A 19340-nucleotide genomic window follows, 5' to 3' on the forward strand; every position below is an offset into this window, starting at 1 on the left:
GAGTGGCCGCACCACGATCGGCGGGAGCGCGGATGGGCACGCACTGGGGCAGGACGGTCGTGTTGGTGCGCGACTACGACGAGGCGATCGCCTTCTACCGCGACGGCTTCGGCTTCGAGGTGCTCTTCGACGAGCCGGGGGAGGGAGGATTCCGGCTGCTGCACCTCGGCACCGGCGGCGAGACCGGCCTCTGGCTGATGCGGGTGCTGCCCGGCGACGAGCACCTGGTCGGTGCGCAGACCGGCGGGCATCCGCTGGGCGTGCTCTACGTCGACGACCGTGATGCCGCGCTCTCCCGCCTGGCCTCGATCGGCACGCTGCCGGCGCAACCACCGGGCGCCGACGCCGACTCCCGCTGGGCGCACGTGAAGGATCTCTACGGCAACGAGATCGTGCTGGTGGAGATGCTCGAGCCGAGCGCCTAGTCTGTCGGCATGGAGCACCCGCGGCTCTTCGAACCCGGCGACCCGCTCGTGCAGCGGGTGCGTGAGCTCTGCCTCGACCTGCCAGAGGCGGTGGAGGTCGAGGCCTGGGGGCGGCCCACCTTCCGGGCGCGCAAGCCGATCTTCGTGCATGTGGGCTCCTCGATGCAGCGGCCGTACTCCATCGTCTTCAAGACCGACCCGGACGAGCACCCTGCCCTGGAGCAGGACGAGCGGTTCTTCCACGCGCCCTACTACGACGGGGCAAAGTGGCTCGCGATCGACTTCGATCAGCCGCGCACCGACTGGCAATTCCTGGCCGAATTGATCGAGACCTCGTACCGGCAGGTGGCCGTGACACGCCAGGCGCGACTGCTCGAATTGGCGAGACCGCGCGGCTCGGGCTATAGTAACTAAGTTGCTTCTGAGCGCCTAGCTCGCCCAGATGCCCAACATGCGCCCGTAGCTCAACGGATAGAGCATCTGACTACGGATCAGAAGGTTGGGGGTTCGAATCCCTCCGGGCGCACAGACAAACCCCCGCAATCATCGCGATTGCGGGGGTTTTTTGTTTCCCGCGACGCCGGCAGCGTGTGTCGAATGATGACAGCGCCCATCGCGCCGGTCACGGGGCTGCGCGATGCTGGATTGATGAACACCCTCCCGTGTCCGCCGACCGACACACTCCGGCAGCAGCGCAGCAGCATCAAGTGGACCCGGTTCCCCGCCGACGTGCTCCCGCTGTTCGTCGCGGAGATGGACTACGCCGTCGCCCCCGCGATTGTGGACAAGCTGGTCGAGCGGGTGCGGAGCTCCGACATCGGCTACCTCGACGGCCCCGGCGAGCTCGCCCCGGCCTTCGCCGCCTTCGCCGGCGACCGGTGGGGCTGGACCGTCGACCCGGCGTCTGTGCACCTGGCCACCGATGTGAGCGTGGGAATCGTCGAGGCCCTGCGGCTGGTGCTGCCGCGCGGCGGGCGGGTCGCGTTCACCCCGCCGGTGTACCCGCCCTTCTACGAACTGGTCGAGGAGGCGGCGGCATCCGTCGTGGAGGTGCCCCTGGTGGAGGTCGGCGGCGCCTGGGCGATCGACCTGGTCGCGCTGGAGCGGGAGTTCGCGGGCGGCGTCGACGCCTTCCTGCTCTGCAACCCGCACAACCCGCACGGGCTGGTGCACGACCCGGCCACGCTGGCCGAACTCGCACGCCTCGCGGCGAGGTACGACGTCTTCGTGCTCTCCGATGAGGTGCACGCGCCGCTCGCGCACCCAGGCGTCACCTTCACGCCGTTTGCGCCGATCGCGGATTCCGCCGGCGGGCGGGCGGCCACGGTGACCTCTGCCAGCAAGGCATGGAACATCGCCGGGGCCAAGTGCGCGCTCATCATCGCGGCGGATGCCGCCACCGCCCAGCTGCTCGACCTGCTGCCAGAGGAGGTGGCGTGCCGCACCAGCATCCTGGGCCTGCACGCCAACATCGTCGCGTTCTCGTGCACCGACTGGCTCGACGAGACGGTCGAGCGGATCGTGGCGAACGACCGCCTGCTCGACGAGCTGCTGCGCGCCCAGCTGCCCGCCGCCGTCTACCACCGCCCGAGCGCCGGCTACCTCGCCTGGCTGGACCTGCGCGGTCTGGGGCTCGGCGCCTCGCCCTACACGCGCATCCTGCACGAGGCTCGCGTCGCGCTCAACGACGGTGCCGCGTTCGGCACCGGGGGCGCCGGTTTCGCCCGCCTGAACCTCGCCTGCTCCCCGGACACCCTGCGGGAGGCCATCACCCGCATCGCCGCTCTCGTCGCGCAGGTCGCCACGGATGACGCAGGCGCCGCAATTCTCGTTACCGAAGGAGCCGGCGATGCCGTACAACGAACTGCCTGAGAGCCGCCAGGCCGAGCTTGCCGCGGCCGCGCCGCTGGCCCCGGCGACGCCCCTGTTCGACTGGGAGGGCTGCGGATTCGACACCCGGCAGGTGCACGCCGGCGACTACTCCGACCAGAACCGCGGGGCGCGCGTGCCCCCGATCACCCTGAGCGCCGGCTACGTCTTCGACTCCTTCGACGACAGCGTCGCCCGCTTCGCCGGTGAGTCGCAGAACCCGATCTACTCCCGTCAGGGCAACCCCACGAACGCCGTCGCCGAGCAGCGGATCGCGTCGCTGGAGGGCGGCACCGCCGCCGTCGCGGTGTCATCGGGGCAGGCGGCGATCACCGCGGCCCTGCTCGCGCTGGCCGAGTCCGGCGAGCACATCGTGTCGACCTCGAGCATCTACGGCGGCACCCGAATCCTCTTCGGCCGCAGCTTCCGCCGCTTCGGCGTGAGCGTCGACTACGTCTGGGACATCGACGACGACGCCGAGTGGGAGCGGGCCATCCGGCCCGAGACCAAGGCGATCTACACCGAGACGATCCCGAACCCGCGCAACGACGTCGTCGACATCGCCCGAATCGCCGAGGTGGCGCGCCGCCACGGCATCCCGCTCGTCGTCGACAACACGGTCGCCACGCCCTACCTGATGCGCCCGTTCGAACACGGCGCAGACATCGTGGTGCACTCCAGCACGAAGTTCCTCTCCGGCCACGGCGCCGGGGTGTCCGGGGTCATCGTCGACGGCGGCCGCTTCGACTGGGGCGCGACCGGCCGCCGCTATCCGCTGCTCACCGACCCGCCCCGGCCGGGGGCCGCCTCCTACCTCGACCGCTTCGGGCCGACCGCGTACGCCCAGTACGTGCGCGAGGCCGTCGTCAACGACATCGGGCCCTCGCTCTCCCCGTTCAACGGCTTCCTGCTGCACCAGGGCATCGAGACGCTGTCGCTGCGGATGGACCGCCACGTCGAGAACTCGCAGACCATCGCCCGCTGGCTCACCGAGCAGCCCGAGGTCGTCGGCGTCGACTACGCCGGCCTGCCGGAGAGCCCGCTGCACGAGCTGGCACAGCGCGACTACAACGGCCGCACCGGCTCGGTGTTCGCCTTCACAGCCGCCGGCGGCATCGAGGGCGCGCGCGCCTTCACCGACGGGCTGCGTGTGTTCAGCCGGATGACGGGCATCGGCGACACCCGGTCGATGGTGTTGCACCCGCTCACCAGCACCCACGGGTCCTTCCCCACCGAGCTGAACGAGCGCCTCGGCATCACCCCCGGCCTGCTGCGCCTCTCGGTGGGTATCGAGTCGGTCGACGACCTGCTCGCCGACCTGCGCCGCGGCCTCGACCGGGTGGCGCTGCTGCGGTAGCCCCGGCCGTGACCGCCCGCCGGCCGGTCAGGCGAGCGCGACGGCGAGGGTGAGCGCGGCCTGGACGAGGCAGCAGGGTGTCATCGTCATCCGTCCCGCGCGGCTGCGTGAGATCCCGTTTCTGCCCGTGCCGAGCAGGAAGCAGCCGAAGAGCGCCCACACTCCCCACCCCGTGAGGCGGGCGGCTCCGGGCCAAACGTGATTGGGTGGGGGTCATGACGATCTCCTCGACACTCACGGAACGGGACCGCCGGCACCTGCGCCGGTGCGTGGACCTGGCGCACGAGGCGCTCGACGCGGGGGATGAGCCGTTCGGCTCGATCCTCGTCGACCAGGACGGCGAAGAACGATTCGCGGACCGCAACCGGGTCGCCGGCGGTGACCACACGCGGCACCCGGAATTTGAGATTGCACGCTGGGCCGCCACCCACCTCACCCCCGCGCAACGCGCCCTGGCGACGGTGTACACCTCGGGTGAGCACTGCCCGATGTGCGCGGCGGCGCATGCCTGGGTGGGGCTCGGCCGGATCGTCTATGCCAGCAGCAGCGCGCAACTCTCGCAGTGGTACCGCGACTGGGGGATCCCGCCGGGCCCCGTCGCTCCCTTGCCGGTGAACACGGTTGCCCCGGCAGTCGCCGTTGCCGGGCCGGACGCCGAGCTGAGCGCGGAGGTCCGGGGGCTCCATGCGCGACTGCGGGGCGTCGAGTAGGCCACTGACGGCCGCCATGGGCAGTCGCTGAGCTGCTGGGGGACCGCCTCGAAAGCGAAGCGCGGCAGAATAGAACAATGGCCGCAGCAGAGAGCACCCGCGAACACCCCGGAACCACCGCACTGTGGGCGGCCCGCGACCAACTCCTCGAACTCCGCACCGATTCGGCGCGGGCGAGCGCCGAGTTCCGCTGGCCGGATGTCGGCCCCGACTTCAATTGGGCGCAGCACTGGTTCGATGTGCTGGCCGCCGGCCCCGACGGCACCGGCAACGACGACACCGCGCTCTGGATCGTCGAGGAGGACGGCCGCGAGGCCCGCTACAGCTTCGCCGAGCTGAGCGCGCGCTCCAACCGCCTCGCCAACTGGCTGCGTGCAGAGGGCGTCCGCCCCGGCGACGCGGTCATGCTCATGCTCGGCAACCGGGTCGAGCTCTGGGACTCCATGCTCGCCGTGCTCAAGCTCGGCGCCGTCATCCTGCCGAGTTCCGTCGTGCTCGGACCGGCCGAGCTGACCGACCGCGTCGAGCGGGCCGCCGTGCGCTTCGTCATCGCCGACCCGACGGATGCCGCCAAGTTCGCCGACGTGCCGGGCGACTACCGCGGCATCTGCGTGGGCGCCGGGGCGGCCGGCAGCGCGACCGCTGCTCCCGCCGGCTGGCTGGACATGGCCGATGCGGCGGCCGCGCCGGCATCCGCCATCGAGAACACCGTCGGCAGCGACGACCCGGCCCTCATCTACTTCACCTCCGGCACCACCAGCCTGCCCAAGATGGTCGTGCACAGCCACCTCTCCTACCCGGTCGGGCACCTGAGCACCATGTACTGGCTCGGCGTGCAGCCCGGCGACGTGCACATGGCCATCAGCTCCGCCGGCTGGGGCAAGCACGCCTGGAGCAGCTTCTTCGCCCCGTGGATCGCCGGCGCCACCGTCTTCGTCTACAACTACGCCCGCTTCGACGCCGCCGCCCTCGTCGCCCAGCTGGACCGCGCCGGCGTGATGACGTTCTGCGCGCCGCCGACCGTCTGGCGGATGCTGATCCAGAGCGAGGTGCGGGTCAAGCCGCACGCACTCCGCGAGCTGCTGTCGGCGGGCGAACCGCTGAACCCCGAGGTGATCGGCCGCATCCGCGAGTGGTGGGGGCTGGACATCCGCGACGGCTACGGCCAGACCGAGACCACCGCGCTCATCGGCAACACCCCCGGCAACCCGATCGTTCCCGGTGCTATGGGGCGCCCGCTGCCCGGCGTGCACGTCGCGCTGATCGACCCGCTCACCGGCAAGCCGACCGCGGGCGACGAGGGCGAGATCTGCCTCGACCTCGCCACCCGGCCGCTCAACCTCATGACCGGCTACCTCGGCGCCCCCGAGCGCACCCGCGAGTCGATGCGCGGCGGCTTCTTCCACACCGGCGACGTCGCGTCCCGCGCCGCCGACGGCACGCTCACCTTCATCGGCCGCACCGACGACATCTTCAAGTCCAGCGACTTCAAGGTCTCGCCCTTCGAGGTCGAGAGCGTGCTGATCGAGCACCCGGCCGTCGCCGAGGCCGCCGTCGTGGGGGCCCCGGATGCCACCAGGCTCAACATCACGAAGGCCTACATCGCCCTGGCCGCCGGCGTCGTCGCCGACGAGGCGACCGCCCTCGCGGTGCTCGCGCACGCCCGCGCTGCCCTGCCGCCGTACATGCGGGTGCGCCGGATCGAGTTCTTCGAGCTGCCGAAGACCGCTTCTGGGAAGATTCGCAGGGTTGAGCTGCGCCAGCGCGAGATCGATGCCGCCGAGGCCGGCCTGCGCGCGCCGGGCGAGTGGCGCGAAGAGGACTTCCCGGGGCTCAAGCGCGGCTGAGTCCCGGCGGAAGATCCGCACGGTGGCGGGCGAGAGCGGCCCGGCGCCGTCTTCGGCGCGCCCGCTCGGCGGTCGCCGCGGCGGGGCGGCCTGGACTGCCGGGGCCGCGCCGGCGCGGCGGGCGCGCGGCCGCCGGAATCCATGCGTTTGGATGCTTTGCCCAGCCAAAAATGAGCTTTCGTCCATTTTCGTCGACCAGCCTTGATGCTTTGCGCCTGACAGCGCCCCGCCGAACGAAGGATCACCGCTCCCGTTATGCTTCACCACTCGCCTGCCCCCACAGCCGCCCCGAGCCGCCCCGACTCCGTCGAAGAATCCGCCCGCTCGCGGCGCCGCTTGAAGGCCACGCGCGTAGCCCGCCGCCGCTTGCTCATCGCCGGCGGTGTGCTCGCCACCTGCGCGATCGTCGGCTCGACCTTTGCGATCAGCGCCGCCTCCGAGAGCCAGGCCGCCCAGCGTGAGACCGAGATGCTGAACGCCAGCGCGTCGCTCAACGACGAGGGGCGTGACGTCTACGGCAACCTCATCGCCGCGCACACCAAGAAGGATGCCGCGGCCACGATCGATGCCGCCGGCGTCGCCCTGGCCGGCGCAGAGGGCAAGGTCGACACGGCCCCGCTGGCGGCATCCGTCGCCTCGCTCGAGGGCTTCGAGCTGCTCGCCGTCGACGAGGTCACCGGGCTCATCGAGCAGACCCAGGCGCAGATCGGCAGCGTGCAGGCCGCCGTCGCCGAGCACGAGCGTGCCGCAGCCGAGGCTGCAGCCGCGCAGGCCGCCGCCGCCGACCGGGCATACGCGAACACCCCGGAGGGCGCCCGGACGGTCGCCCGCGCCATGGCCGCCGAGAAGTACGGCTGGGGCGACGACCAGTTCGCCGCGCTCGAGAAGCTCTGGCAGAAGGAGTCCGGCTGGTCGTACACCGCGTACAACGCGTCGAGCGGCGCCACCGGCATCCCGCAGTCGCTGCCCGGCAGCAAGATGGCCAGCGCCGGCTCCGACTGGGAGAGCAACGCCGCCACCCAGATCGCCTGGGGCCTGGAGTACATCGCCAGCGTCTACGGCAGCCCCGCCTCGGCCTGGTCGCACTCGCAGTCGGTCAACTGGTACTAGGCCCGCACCACAAGACAGCGCCCGGAGATGCTCCGGGCGCTGTTTTTGCACTCCGGGCACTTTCGTGCATAATTGCACTTCGTGTCTGAGAGTGCAAAAAGCCCAGCGGATGCCGCAACGCCAGGCCTGCGTGAGCGGCGCATGGGCCGCACCCGCCGCGAGCTCACCGCCAACGCCCGCCGGCTCACCGTCGAGCACGGCCTGAACGGATTCACCGTCGAGGAGCTCTGCGAGATCGTCGGCGTCTCCCGCCGCACCTTCTTCAACTACTTCCCCTCCAAGGAAGAAGCCGTCATCGGCCACCGCGACGACGGCCTGGACGCCGAGGCGCTCACCGAGTTCATCAACGCCCGGCCCGCCGACTGCGTCGGCCTCTCCCCGACGCTGCTGGACGACCTGCTCGAGATGGTGATCGTGACCCTCGGGCAGTTCCGCGACGAGGGCGCCGACATCACGCCGCCGGAGGCCGTGATCGCCCGCGAGCCGCAGCTGCTCGGCAAGTTCCTCCGCGAGGGTGCGGAGATGGAGCGCCTGCTCGTCGGCGTCATCGCCACCCGCGAGGGCCTGCCGGGGGGCGACGCGGTGGCCGAGATGGCCGTCGCCGTGCTCACCGCCATCGTGCGCCGCGCCGCCGCACTCTTCTTCCGGCCCGGCAACGACATCTCATTCATCGAACACCTGACAAGCTCGGCGGACGCCGCGACCGCGCTCTTCGCCGCCGCGCTCCGCCGGTAGCCGGCCACCCCAGCCTCCCTCTGAACGACACGACGAAAGAAGCGCATGACCGCCGCATCAACCGAGCAACCGCTGCTGCTCACGCAACGACGAATCTGGATCATCTTCGGCGCCCTCATCGCCGGCATGATGCTCTCCAGCCTCGACCAGACCATCGTCTCCACCGCCATGCCGACGATCGTCGGCCAGCTCGGCGGCGTTGAGCACCAGGCCTGGATCACCACCGCCTACCTGCTGGCGACCACGATCGTCATGCCGATCTACGGCAAGTTCGGCGACGTGCTCGGCCGCCGCAACCTGTTCCTCATCGCGATCGCGCTGTTCACCCTGGCCTCCGTCGGCGCCGCGTTCGCGCCCGACTTCTGGACCTTCGTCGTCTTCCGTGCCATGCAGGGCCTCGGCGGCGGCGGTCTGATGATCCTCTCCCAGGCGATCATCGCCGACATCGTGCCCGCGTCCCAGCGCGGCAAGTACCTCGGCCCGCTCGGCGCCATCTTCGGCCTCTCTGCCATCGCCGGCCCGCTGCTCGGCGGCTTCTTCGTCGACCACCTCACCTGGCAGTGGGCGTTCTACATCAACATCCCGATCGGCATCGCCGCGTTCGCCATCGCCTGGTTCACGCTGACCCTGCCGAGCAAGAAGGCGACCAAGCGCGTCGACGTCGCCGGCGTCGTCACCCTCTCCCTGGCCACCACCCTGCTCATCTTCTTCACCGACTTCGGCGGCAAGTCCGACTTCGGCTGGGGCGCCCTCGAGACGTGGATGCTCGGCGCCGGCTTCCTCGCCGCGGTCTCCGCCTTCGTCTGGGTGGAGTCGCGCGCCCAGGACCCGATCATCCCGCTCGGCCTGTTCCGCAACCCGATCTTCATCAACGCCACCGCCATCGGCTTCACCCTCGGCCTCGGCATGTTCTCGGCGATCGCCTTCGTGCCGACGTTCCTGCAGATGTCCTCCGGCACGTCTGCTGCCGCATCCGGCCTGCTCATGCTGCCGATGATGGTCGGCATGATGGGCACCTCGATCTGGTCGGGCCTGGCCATCACCAAGACGGGCAAGTACAAGCTCTACCCGATCGTCGGTGCGCTCGTCACCGCCGCGGCCATGGTCGCCATGACGTCGCTGGCCGCCTCCACTCCGATCTGGCTGATCTGCGTCTACCTGTTCGTGTTCGGCGCCGGCCTCGGCCTGATCATGCAGGTCGTCGTGCTCGTGGTGCAGAACGCGGTCGACCCCGAGATGGTCGGCACCGCCACCAGCACGAACAACTACTTCCGCGAGGTGGGCGCCTCGCTGGGTGTCGCCATCTTCGGTGCCATGTTCGCCTCGCGCCTGTCTGAGAAGCTCACCGACATCTTCGCCGGCTCGGGGGCGGCGGATGCCGGCGGCGCGGCGGCCTCGCTCGACCCGCAGACGCTCGCGAAGCTGCCGGAGCCCGTGCGCGATGCCATCGTCACGGCCTACGCCGACTCACTGGCGCCGGTGTTCTGGTACCTGATCCCGTTCATCCTGATCGCCTTCGTCTTCGCGCTGTTCCTCAAGCAGGTTCCGCTCTCCGACCAAGCCGGAATGGTCGCCCGCGGCGAGGCCATCGGTGGGGCAGAGGCCGAGGCCCTCGAGGCCGCCCAGCGAGCCGGTGCCGTTGCGGATGCCGGTGCGGATGCCGACCTGGACCCCGCAGCGGATCCCGTCGGAGTGAGCACCGGCTCCATCGCCACCGGCCCCGGTGCACCGGACGAGGCGGACGCCCCGCGCGCCTAGCCCGCACCGCGCCGCGCGCGCCGAAATGACAGTTGAGTGTGTTCCCGATGCCCGGGAACACGCTCAACTGTCATCTGGAGGCAGAGACCGATGCGGGCAGCGGATGCCGGCGCGGCACCCAACAGGCGACCGCGCGCCGGTAGGCGTCGAACTCCGCGCCGAAGCGCGCCGCCAGGTCAGCCTCCTCGAGCGGGCGCACCAGGTAGTTCCAGACCACGGAGCCGCTGAGCGCGTAGAGAACGACCAGCCAGGAGCCCGCCAGCAGTCCGACGGCGACGCCCTGCGCGATGCCGGCGACGGCCATGGGGTTGCGCACGAGCCGGTACGGCCCGGCGATCACGAGCCTGCGGGGCATCGCCGACGGCAGCGGCGTTCCCTCGCCCCGGGTGGACATGGTGAACGCCGCCCAGAGCCCGAGCGCGCTCGCGGCGGCGAGCAGCACCCCACCGGCGAGCCGCACCATGAGTGGGGCGTCGAGGCCCAGCTGCCAGCGCCCCTCCACGAAAACGATCGCGGCGGGGATCACCCCGAGGAACAGCCCCCAGAACACGACGATCTGGCCGGCCGTGCGGCCGAGCTGCACCCGCGGTGCCGCGGGGCGTGCCAGCCGGAAGCCGAGCGGGCCCGCAACCAGGCGCGCGGCCGGAATCCAGCCCGCCGTGACGAGGAAGCCGGCAGCTGCCGTGCCGAGCAGAGCGGCGAGCATGAGCAGGCCGCCCCAGCCGGCCAGTCCGGTCACCGTGGCGTAGAGCGCCATCCCGGCGGTCACGATCGCCGTCCAGGGCACGAGCACCCAGAGCGCGGCGCGGATGCCGGCCGCGACGAGGGCGGATGCCGCCACGAACAGCGGCACGTCGAGGGCGGCGATGGCGACGGCATCCAGCCCGCCGAGGGTCGCCGTGCGCACCGCGTCAGAGCTGAAGACCCCGATCCACCAGAGCGCCCCGGCGGCGGCCTGCGCCGCGAAGTAGGCCCGCCCGAGGCGCGCGCCCCCGCGGAACCCGGGCGTGAACGGGCTCAACCGGGAGCGGCCGGGGGCTGGCATGGGCCCAGCCTAGGGGCGGCCGGGCGCGGGCGTGCGCGCCGACACACAGGCGTCCGGACAGGCGGGCGTTCGGGCAGGCAGGCGTCCGGACAGGCAGAGACCCGGGGCGGATGCCATGCGGCATCCGCCCCGGGTCTCGACATGTGTTGGGGCGGCGCTGGGGTCAGTGCCCCTTGCGCTGCTTGAGGAATCCGGTGTCGGCCTTGACCTCGCGCTTTGCTGCGCGCTTGTCCTTCAGCGAGGCCTGCGGGGCCTTCTTGGCGTTGCTGGCCTTGGGTGACTTGTCTGCCATGAGACATCTCTCCTTCTTCTGGCTCGATGAGCTTCCGAAGACCATAGCCCATTCCCTGTACGAAAGCATCTTGTATCTGACCAGCAAAAAAGCCCCCGAAAGTTGCTATGGTAGGCCGTTACGGTTCACGAGAGAGGAGTACGTTGTGGACGCATTTTTGAAACGAGTGGAGTCGCTCACCAGTGAGGAGATTGCGCTGATCGCATCAGCACAAGCCGCAGCGCAGCGCACCGCTCGCGGCCAGGCCTACCGGCAGGGGCGGCAGAACGTCGCCCGCCTCGACGAGGGTGGCGCCGTGGCGGCGCGCATCGAGGAGAGCTTCCTCAATGCCGTGCGCGAATCCGGCTTCACGGGCGAGAAGGTGCGCGCCCAGTCGGCCGTGCGCTGGGCGGGGTTGGTCGCGGCGTTCCGCGCCGAGCTCAGCGCCGACGAGTGCGAGGCCCTCGAGTCCGCGTGGCTGTCCGGCCTCGAGCAGGCCGCCAGCGAGCTCGCCGCGGCCGTCTAGCCACGCGGGCCGACAGCACCCCCAGCAGATCCCCGTCGGCGCTATCCGTCGGAGGCGCAGCAGAGCTATCATCATCGTGCGCGGGCCCAACGCTCGCGCACGATGACGCGTTAACGCTCCGCCCGCACGGTCGGTGCGCGAAGCCGCTGTCGCCGACCCGAAAGGCACGCAGGCTATGGAGCCCGAACTCCAGAAGTCAGTACGCGCGTTGACGGCGCGTGCCCGCCGCCCGCAGCCCTGCGTCGCGCCGTCCATACCTCGACGACGCCCGCGGCCCGTGGCAGCCCGCCACACGGCCGGGCACCCACTTCGCATGACGCGTGGGTGCATCGCGACTCACCTGGCAATGTTCGGGTTGCCTGTGTGAGGGGCATCCCGCGAGGGAATGCCGCGGTGGGGCGGGGGGTAGGGCCTTCGCCCCACCGTCATGCTCGGGGGCGGGTAGCCGGGTCTGTCCGGGTCTGTCCACACCGGATCGCCGGAGACGGACGGCCGGGTCAGGCCGGGCCGGCGCCGCGCAGCTTGTCGCAGAGGGCGGTGAGCTGGCGGAGCTCGTCGTCATCGAGCGCGCCGCCGACACGGCGGGTGATCGAGTCCATGTGCGAGACGGCCACCCGGCGAAACAGCTCGTAGCCAGCATCCGTCAGCACGATCACGGTGCCGCGCCCGTCGTGGGGGTCGTGCTCCTTCTCGAGCAGCCCGCGGGCGCTCATCCGGTCGACCAGGCGGCTCACGCTCGGCTGGGTGAGCAGCATCTGGCGGTTCAGCTCGCGCAGCCGCAGCCGCCTCTCGGGGTGCAGCGAGAGCGTGAACATCACGTCGTACTCGTTCAGCGAGATCTCGCGCGAGGGGAACTCGGCCGCGAGTGTGCGCATGACGGTGACCTGCGCACGGAACAGCGACTCCCATGCGGCGACTGCTTCGGCCCTGTGGCTCATTTCGCCTCCCCTGAATAAGGATAGGCAGTCGGGGCGATCGGCACACAACTGGGCTTCCGGGAGCGGCAGTTAACGGACTGAGGGCCGGTCGTTGAGGCTAACGACCGGCCCTCTCCCTTTGCACCAAGAGTGTCCTGCAATCACATTCTGCGCCAGCTGCCACAGCAAACAACTGGCGCTCTTTGAATATATAACGAAGCGGTAACGAAAGCTAGTTATCGGATCGTTATTTTCTCTGAGAGTTTCCTCTGTGCTGGTTCGGTGCCTGCTGCGCGGCGCATGACAGCCCACTCGGAGGGCGCTACTGCGCCGGGTTGGCGGTGCTGCGCGCGCGGAGGTGGAGGCGCTCGCCCTGCTTTCCGAACATGCTGAGGATCTCGACGGCGCCGGCGCCGGTCGACCCGAACCAGTGCGGATTCCGCGTGTCGAACTCGGCGGCCTCGCCAGCGCCGAGCACGATGTCGTGCTCGCCGAGCACGAGCCGGAGGCGCCCGGAGAGCACGTACAGCCACTCGTGCCCGGTGTGCGTCTTGAGGTCGACCGTCTGTTCTGACGCCGGGATGACGACCTTGTACGCCTGCGGCTCGCCCGGGTGCGCCGAGAGCGGCGTGAGGATGCGGCCGTCGGCGCGCGTCGTCGCCCGTTGCACCCGGGGGTCCTCGATGCGCGGGGCCGTGACGATCCGATCGAGGGGAACGCCCAGCGCTGCGGCGATCGGCAGCAGCAGCTCGAGGCTCGGCTTGCGCTGGCCGGATTCCAGCCGGGAGAGCGTGCTCTTGGAGATGCCGGTCGCAACCGACAGCTCGTCCAGGGTGAGATCCCCCTGCTGGCGGATGCGGCGGAGCCGTGGGGCGATCTGTTCGAGTTCGGCGGCGACTCTGAGGGTGGCGCTCATCTGCCCATCCAAGCAGCCTGTTGCCATTTCAGCAACAGAAGTCCCCGTTTCGATGCCGGCGGTGCGAGTGTGAGCACGGAGGTGGTGACCATGACGACAACGACCAACCACGATGTGATCATTCTCGGAGCGGGCGCGGCAGGGCTGAGCGCCGGACTCGTGCTGGCCCGAGCCCAGGCCGACGTGCTGCTGATCGATTCCGGAGCGCCCCGCAATGCGGCTGCAGCGGACGTGCACGGCTTCCTCTCGCGGGACGGGATGCCGCCGGCGGAACTGGCCGCGCTGGCCCGGCGCGAGGTCGGTGCGGCGGGCGGTGTGCTGCGCGCGGGGGAGGTGACGGAGGTCGCGGGGAGTGCAGACCGCGGCTTCGCGGTGACCATGGCCGACGGCTCGGTCGAGCGCGGGCGGGCGCTGCTCTTCGCCACCGGGTTGAGCGACGAGCTCCCGGAGCTGGAGGGCCTGCGGGAGCGCTGGGGCACACTCGTCCACCACTGCCCCTACTGCCACGGCTACGAGGTGTGCGGCCAGGCCATCGCGGTGATCGGCGGCCCGGCCCGGGCGATGTCGATCAAGCAGGCCGGACTCCTGCGGCGCTACAGCGAGCGGGTGGCGCTCATCAGCAACGGCATCGAGCTGACAGAGCCCGAGCGGCACCGGCTGGAGGCGTTCGGCGTGCACCTGGTCACCGGAATCGCGTCCGGGCTCCGGGGCGAGCCGGGAGAGCTGGACGCCGTCCTCCTCGAGGATGGGCGCACGATCGCCTGCGACGCCGCCTTCATCGCCCCGCGGCCGCGCCCCCACGATGCGCTGCTGCGCTCACTCGGCTGCGCCACCGAGCAGGGCTCGGGGCTCGTCGCCGTCGATGCCAGCGGCCAGAGCAGCGTTCCGGGGGTCTGGGCGGCCGGCAATGTGGTCACGCCGGGCGCTCAGGTCATCACGGCGGCCGGCGCGGGGAGCGCGTCGGCCATCGCGATCAACGGCTGGCTGCTCGAGAAGGACCTCGACCTCGCATCCGCCGGCTGACCAGCCCGCCCCGCTCCGAATCACCCACGAAAGGCAGACAGCATGTCAGAGAACGTCCCCCAGCCAACCGAAACCCAGCCAACCGAAATCCGGCCGACCGGAACCCAGCAGGCCGGAACCCAGCCCCCGCGCCCGCCGTCGGTTCACGCGCGGGCGCTGATCACGTGGCTGGCGATCTTCCCGCTCGTCACCCTGGGCTTCTACGTTCTGGAGCCGTTCGCGGGAGGGTGGAACCCCGTCCTCCGCGCGTTCGTCCTCTCGATCGTCGTCGTGCCGCTCGCCGCGTACCTGGTCGTGCCGCAGCTCCTGCGCGGGTACCTGTCCCTCCGCGGGCGTTGGGCCGGCGGCCCTCGGCTCTAGAAGAAGTCGGGGCTGGGCGTGGAGGCCTGGCGGATCGAGACGTCGGCGTGACGGTCGAAGCGGTAGCCGATGCCGCGCACGGTGCGCACGATGTCCTCGTAGCCGCCGAGCTTGGAGCGCAGGCGGCGCACGTGCACGTCGATGGTGCGCTCGTTGGGCGCCTCGTCCTCGTCAGCGTTCCAGAGCGACCCGATGAGCTCGGCGCGGTCGATGGTGCGTCCCTCGCGCAACACGAGGTACTGCAGCAGCTCGAACTCCTTATAGGTGAGGGCGGCGGCGTCGCCGTCGAGCAGCACGCGCTTGCGGCTGATGTCGACGATCACGCCGGCCGGGTGGCGGTCGGCGGCGTCCGTGTCCTCCTGCTGGCGGTGCTTGGCCAGCGCAGCCGGGTCCTGCAGTGCGAGGCGCACGACGTCGACGTCGCGGCCGCCGGAGCCCTGCGGGGCCAGCGCGACGGCGGCGTAGGTCTGGGCGCTCGGGGCGAGTTCGCCGGCGAGCTCCTTGAGTGCCTCGACCAGGCGGTGCAGGCTGGTGCCCTCCGCGGCGGCCTTGGCCTCGTCGAGCCCGACGTAGAGCACGAAGCCGCGGGCCTCTGTGCCCTCGGGGACGGCGCGGATGCGCGGGGCCGGGGCGGCGACGGGTGCCGGGGCGAGCGAGAGCTCAGCGCGGGCGGAGGTGAGGGGAGCGGGGGAGAGCTGTGCGATCGACATGGGGTGTCCTTCTGATGATGTGAGACGCGTGGAACCCCGCGCAGACGCGCTCACCGCGGCCCTGTGGAGGGCCCAGCGGGTCGGCGTTCATTGGCGACCTGAGGGTTCGAGAACGAAGCAGCGAAGCTGCGGGTGAGGCGGCGTTCAGAGGCCGTCACCGGTACGAAGCGCTCCGTGTGCGGGGCTTCGGGAGTTCGACCGATCGGGGGCGTGGCCCGGTCAGAGCGTTCTCGACTGTGGTTCGCGGGTCAGCGGCACATTCGACAGAACGAAGCGTTACCACCGGGCATCATCATCCCGGTAGTCCTCTGTGCCTCGAAGGAGGTCAGGGGGTGAGCGTTCGTTGTCATGGCTGTAGTTAAGCGAGTGTTACGCCGGGTGTCAATTCAGTGACCGAAAATGACGCGCTATGGCACGCATGGTGTGCGGTGCGCACGGGGCGAGGCGGCATGATCCATGACAACGAGGGCATCTGCGAAAGAATCGACGATGAAACACGAATTCATCGGATTTTCGTGACCAGTATCACGTTCGGCGCGTTGCAAGGCGAAGAAGCTGCATTGCGACGGAAACGCCGCCGCCCGGCCTGGCGGTGCGCAGGCTGGGCGGCGGCGTGAACGGATGCCGCGGCATCCGTGAGAGGGGGTTCCTAGACGGTGCCGTACAGGCGGTCGCCGGCGTCGCCGAGGCCCGGCACGATGTAGCCGTGCTCGTTGAGACGCTCGTCGAGGGCGCCGAGCACGATGGTGATCTCGCGGCCGGCCATGGCCTTCTCGACGGCCTCCAGGCCCTCGGGGGTGCCGAGGATGCAGATCGCCGTGACGTCCTTGGCGCCGCGCTGGAACAGGAACTCGATGGCCGCGGCCAGGGAGCCGCCGGTGGCCAGCATCGGGTCGAGCACGAAGCACTGGCGGTCGGAGAGGTCGTCGGGCAGGCGCTCGGCGTAGGTGGTCGGCTCGAGGGTCTCCTCGTCGCGGGCCATACCGAGGAAGCCGACCTCTGCGGTGGGGACGAGCTTGACCATGCCCTCGAGCATGCCGAGGCCGGCGCGCAGGATCGGAACGATCAGCGGCTTGGGGTCGCCAATGCGCACACCCTGGGTCTCGGCGACGGGCGTCTGGATGGTGACCGGCTCGACCCGCACATTGCGGGTGCCCTCGTAGGCGAGGAGCGTCATGAGCTCTTCGGTGAGTGAGCGGAACACCGGCGACGAGGTGTTCTTGTCGCGCAGCACCGTCAGCTTGTGCGTGATGAGCGGGTGGTCTGCAACGTGTACTCGCATAGGCTCAATCTTAGTTCGACCGCGCCTCGGAATGAGGCGAAAACGGCCCTCCGGGAGGAGAACATGAGCCAGCAGGCCCTGCACAGCGAGTGGATGCGGCGCGCCATCGCCGAGGCGAGGGGCGCACTGGCCACCGGCGACGTGCCGGTCGGGGCGGTTCTGCTCGATGAAACGGGCTCCGTGATCGCCTCCGGGCGCAACGAGCGGGAGTTGCTCAACGACCCGACCGCGCACGCCGAGATCGTGGCGATGCGGGCGGCGACCGCGGCGCGGCGCGACTGGCGGCTCGAGGGCTGCACGCTCGTGGTCACCCTGGAGCCGTGCGTGATGTGCGCCGGCGCGATCCTCGCGGCCCGGCTGCCGGTCGTCGTCTTCGGCGCCTGGGACGAGAAGGCCGGGGCATCCGGCTCGGTCTACGACGTGCTGCGCGACCGCAGGCTGCAGCACCGCGTCGAGGTGTTCGCCGGCGTCGAGGAGGCCGAGTGCTCGGCGCTGCTCACCGACTTCTTCGCCGACCCCGCCCGCCGGCCCTAGCGGTCGCGCGGGCTGGCCTCCCCGTCGGCCGAGTAGCGAGGAACGAGCGTATCGAGACCTCGCACGAGGCTCGGTTTCCGGTGGTGTCGGGGTCTCGATACGGCCCTGGCGGGCCTACTCGACCAGCGGGAGAGGGGGCTCCCCGTTGGCTCGAGGGAGCGCCGGCGACCGAAGTCAACAGCGCCCGATGCCGGCACTACTCGGCGATGCCGTCGAGGTACTCGCTGAACAGCCGGCGCGAGGCCTGCTGCATCGTGGCGTTGTAGCGCTCGTTCTCGGCCCGCAGCGTGTCCGCGGCGACGCCCTCAGCTGCGAGTGCCTCCGCGCTGTCCTCGAGCCAGCGCTCGTGCATCTCCGGCGTCACCTCGGGGTGGAACTGCACGGCCAGCGCCCAGTTGCCGATGCCGAACGCCTCGTTGCGGTACTCCGGAGAGCCGGCCAGCCGGGTCACGCCCTCCGGCAGCTCGAAGGTGTCGCTGTGCCACTGCATCACGGGAACCCCGGCGATGTGGCGCACCGGCGAGCTGGCACCCTCGACGGTGGGCTCGACGCTGCGGTAGCCGATCTCGTTGCTCGGGCCCTTGTAGACCGTGCTGCCGAGCGACTCCGCCATCAGCTGCGCGCCGAGGCAGACGCCGAAGACCGGCCGCTCAGCCTCGAGCCGGGCGCGGATCAGGGCGATCTCGTCGACGAGGTACGGGTGCTCCGCGCTCTCGTACACGCCCATGTCGCCGCCGAGCACGACGACGAGGTCGGCCGCGGCCGGGTCAACGGCCGAGAAGTCGGCGCCCGGGGTGTCGAGCACCGTCAGCGCGTAGCCGTGCTCGCGCAGCACCGGCTCCAGGTTGCCGAGGTGGATCGTCTCGTCGTGGCGCAGCACGAGCGCCATGCGCAGCCGGTCGCCGACGCCTGCGTCATCCGGCGTGGAGGGTGCAGCCGAATCGAGGGAGGCCATGGCTACTCGAGGCCCTTGATCACGATGGTGTCGGTCGGCGGGTTGGGGCCGTTGAACTTCGAGAAGACGTCTGGCTCCAGGTAGATCACCCTGGCGGTCGGGACGGCCACGCGGATGCGGGCCTCGATCGCGTCGATGTCGTGCGCGACGTCGGAGAAGCGCTTGCCGGCCGGGAAGGCGATCTTGGCGCCGACCAGCAGCTCCTCCGGGCCGAGGTAGAGCGTCTTCATGTGGATGATGCCCTCGTGCTCGGTGCCGGCCATGATCGCGTCCTCGATGGCGGCGGCATCCGCGGGGTTCGCGCCCTCGCCCACGAGCAGGCTCTTGGTCTCGATTCCGAGCACAACGGCGACGGCGATGAGCAGGAGGCCGATGAACAGGGTGCCGATGGCGTCATAGAGGCCGTCGCCGGTGATCGCGGTCAGGCCGACGCCGATGAGGGCGAAGACGAGGCCGCAGAGGGCCGCGACATCCTCGAGCAGCACGACGGGCAGCTCGGGGGCCTTGGAGTGGCGGATGAACGCCACCCAGCCCTGCTTGCCGCGCACGTGGTTGCTCTCGCGCACGGCGGTGCGCAGCGAGAACGACTCGAGCACGATCGCGATGAGCAACACGACGATCGGCAGCCACCACCAGGCCGGGTCGAGCGGATGCGGGTCCTGCAGCTTGCTGACGCCCTCATAGAGCGAGAACACGCCACCGACGGAGAACAGGATGATCGACACGACGAAGGCGTAGACGTAGCGCTCGCGTCCGAAGCCGAAGGGGTGCTCCGCGTTCGCCTTGCGCTTGGCCTTGCGCCCGCCGAGCAGCAGGAGCAACTGGTTGCCGGCATCGGCGACGGAGTGCACACCCTCGGCGAGCATCGAGGAGGAGCCCGAGAGGGCTGCCGCGATGAACTTGGTGATGGCGATACCCGTATTAGCGAGGAAGGCCGCGATGATCGCCTTGTTTCCACCCGATGCACTCATGGGGTAATCCTAGGATGGT

General features: G+C 70.4%; 22 protein-coding genes and 1 tRNA gene. 15 read left to right on the forward strand and 8 right to left on the reverse strand.

The features are described from left to right. Positions 1-32 precede the first annotated feature (32 nt). From BLT62_RS02295 to BLT62_RS02340, 10 genes are all read left to right on the forward strand, one after another. On the forward strand, positions 33-425 hold the full coding sequence (locus BLT62_RS02295) for a VOC family protein (RefSeq protein WP_083362604.1): 393 nt from the start codon (positions 33-35) through the stop codon (positions 423-425). A 9-nt stretch (positions 426-434) separates the two neighbouring features. Continuing rightward, positions 435-839 carry an MmcQ/YjbR family DNA-binding protein gene (locus BLT62_RS02300; protein WP_083362605.1) on the forward strand — a complete coding sequence of 135 codons (405 nt, stop codon included), beginning with the start codon at positions 435-437 and terminating at the stop codon, positions 837-839. A 39-nt stretch (positions 840-878) separates the two neighbouring features. Beyond that, a tRNA-Arg gene (locus tag BLT62_RS02305) sits at positions 879-951 on the forward strand. A 122-nt stretch (positions 952-1073) separates the two neighbouring features. Then, positions 1074-2297, forward strand: a complete 1224-nt coding sequence (locus BLT62_RS02310) for a MalY/PatB family protein (protein WP_172829612.1) — start codon at positions 1074-1076, stop codon at positions 2295-2297. Then, a complete protein-coding gene (locus BLT62_RS02315; protein ID WP_083362607.1) occupies positions 2275-3651 on the forward strand; it encodes an O-acetylhomoserine aminocarboxypropyltransferase/cysteine synthase family protein in 1377 nt (458 codons plus the stop codon). Before BLT62_RS02310 ends, BLT62_RS02315 begins: the two co-directional genes overlap by 23 nt. Positions 3652-3866: 215 nt before the next feature. Beyond that, positions 3867-4361: a nucleoside deaminase gene (locus tag BLT62_RS02320; RefSeq protein ID WP_083362608.1), complete on the forward strand. Its 495-nt coding sequence runs from the start codon at positions 3867-3869 to the stop codon at positions 4359-4361. Between the two features lie 77 nt (positions 4362-4438). Beyond that, complete coding sequence (locus BLT62_RS02325; RefSeq protein WP_083362609.1) at positions 4439-6208, forward strand: AMP-binding protein; 1770 nt, start codon at positions 4439-4441, stop codon at positions 6206-6208. 255 nt (positions 6209-6463) lie between these two features. Continuing rightward, positions 6464-7318, forward strand: a complete 855-nt coding sequence (locus tag BLT62_RS02330; protein ID WP_083362610.1) for an aggregation-promoting factor C-terminal-like domain-containing protein — start codon at positions 6464-6466, stop codon at positions 7316-7318. A gap of 81 nt (positions 7319-7399) precedes the next feature. Further along, complete coding sequence (locus tag BLT62_RS02335) at positions 7400-8053, forward strand: TetR/AcrR family transcriptional regulator (RefSeq protein WP_231919311.1); 654 nt, start codon at positions 7400-7402, stop codon at positions 8051-8053. A gap of 45 nt (positions 8054-8098) precedes the next feature. Next, entirely contained in the window at positions 8099-9811 is a 1713-nt protein-coding gene (locus BLT62_RS02340) for an MDR family MFS transporter (RefSeq protein WP_083362612.1), read from the forward strand. 70 nt (positions 9812-9881) lie between these two features. On the opposite strand, the gene BLT62_RS02345 is transcribed toward BLT62_RS02340, so the two are convergent. After that, positions 9882-10856: a methyltransferase family protein gene (locus tag BLT62_RS02345; RefSeq protein WP_083362613.1), complete on the reverse strand. Its 975-nt coding sequence runs from the start codon at positions 10854-10856 to the stop codon at positions 9882-9884. A gap of 163 nt (positions 10857-11019) precedes the next feature. Next, a complete protein-coding gene (locus BLT62_RS18275) occupies positions 11020-11148 on the reverse strand; it encodes a hypothetical protein (RefSeq protein ID WP_269457794.1) in 129 nt (42 codons plus the stop codon). Positions 11149-11293: 145 nt separating this feature from the next. On the opposite strand from BLT62_RS18275, the gene BLT62_RS02350 reads away from it, so the two are divergent. Beyond that, a complete protein-coding gene (locus tag BLT62_RS02350; protein ID WP_156786216.1) occupies positions 11294-11653 on the forward strand; it encodes a hypothetical protein in 360 nt (119 codons plus the stop codon). Positions 11654-12150: 497 nt separating this feature from the next. Here BLT62_RS02350 and BLT62_RS02355 read toward each other — a convergent pair whose 3' ends face one another. Together BLT62_RS02355 and BLT62_RS02360 are read right to left on the reverse strand one after the other, a co-directional pair. Beyond that, a complete protein-coding gene (locus BLT62_RS02355) occupies positions 12151-12591 on the reverse strand; it encodes a MarR family winged helix-turn-helix transcriptional regulator (RefSeq protein ID WP_083362615.1) in 441 nt (146 codons plus the stop codon). A 301-nt stretch (positions 12592-12892) separates the two neighbouring features. Then, entirely contained in the window at positions 12893-13486 is a 594-nt protein-coding gene (locus BLT62_RS02360) for a helix-turn-helix domain-containing protein (RefSeq protein ID WP_083362616.1), read from the reverse strand. 90 nt (positions 13487-13576) lie between these two features. Between BLT62_RS02360 and BLT62_RS02365 the strand changes: the two genes are divergently transcribed. Then, positions 13577-14509, forward strand: coding sequence for an NAD(P)/FAD-dependent oxidoreductase (locus BLT62_RS02365; protein WP_083365262.1), 933 nt, complete (start codon positions 13577-13579; stop codon positions 14507-14509). A 42-nt stretch (positions 14510-14551) separates the two neighbouring features. Further along, complete coding sequence (locus BLT62_RS18065; RefSeq protein ID WP_231919312.1) at positions 14552-14869, forward strand: hypothetical protein; 318 nt, start codon at positions 14552-14554, stop codon at positions 14867-14869. Here the strand turns inward: BLT62_RS18065 and BLT62_RS02375 are convergent. Next, a complete protein-coding gene (locus BLT62_RS02375; RefSeq protein WP_083362617.1) occupies positions 14866-15579 on the reverse strand; it encodes a winged helix-turn-helix domain-containing protein in 714 nt (237 codons plus the stop codon). The two genes, BLT62_RS18065 and BLT62_RS02375, sit on opposite strands and share 4 nt — an antisense overlap. Before the next feature lie 389 nt (positions 15580-15968). On the opposite strand from BLT62_RS02375, the gene BLT62_RS17580 reads away from it, so the two are divergent. Next, positions 15969-16196: a hypothetical protein gene (locus BLT62_RS17580; protein WP_156786217.1), complete on the forward strand. Its 228-nt coding sequence runs from the start codon at positions 15969-15971 to the stop codon at positions 16194-16196. Between the two features lie 32 nt (positions 16197-16228). Here the strand turns inward: BLT62_RS17580 and upp are convergent, their stop codons facing one another. Next, positions 16229-16861, reverse strand: coding sequence for a uracil phosphoribosyltransferase (upp, locus tag BLT62_RS02380; protein WP_083362618.1), 633 nt, complete (start codon positions 16859-16861; stop codon positions 16229-16231). Between the two features lie 63 nt (positions 16862-16924). On the opposite strand from upp, the gene tadA reads away from it, so the two are divergent. Then, positions 16925-17395, forward strand: a complete 471-nt coding sequence (gene tadA, locus BLT62_RS02385; RefSeq protein ID WP_083362619.1) for a tRNA adenosine(34) deaminase TadA — start codon at positions 16925-16927, stop codon at positions 17393-17395. A 196-nt stretch (positions 17396-17591) separates the two neighbouring features. Here tadA and BLT62_RS02390 read toward each other — a convergent pair whose 3' ends face one another. Continuing rightward, the gene (locus BLT62_RS02390; RefSeq protein WP_083362620.1) at positions 17592-18350 is read right to left on the reverse strand and encodes a glutamine amidotransferase; all 759 of its coding nucleotides are present in this window, start codon (positions 18348-18350) and stop codon (positions 17592-17594) included. 2 nt (positions 18351-18352) lie between these two features. Then, positions 18353-19321: a cation diffusion facilitator family transporter gene (locus BLT62_RS02395; RefSeq protein ID WP_083362621.1), complete on the reverse strand. Its 969-nt coding sequence runs from the start codon at positions 19319-19321 to the stop codon at positions 18353-18355. Between the last annotated feature and the right edge of the window lie 19 nt (positions 19322-19340).

It is taken from the genome of Microterricola viridarii (assembly GCF_900104895.1).
In the GTDB taxonomy this organism is placed as follows: Bacteria; Actinomycetota; Actinomycetes; order Actinomycetales; family Microbacteriaceae; genus Microterricola; species Microterricola viridarii.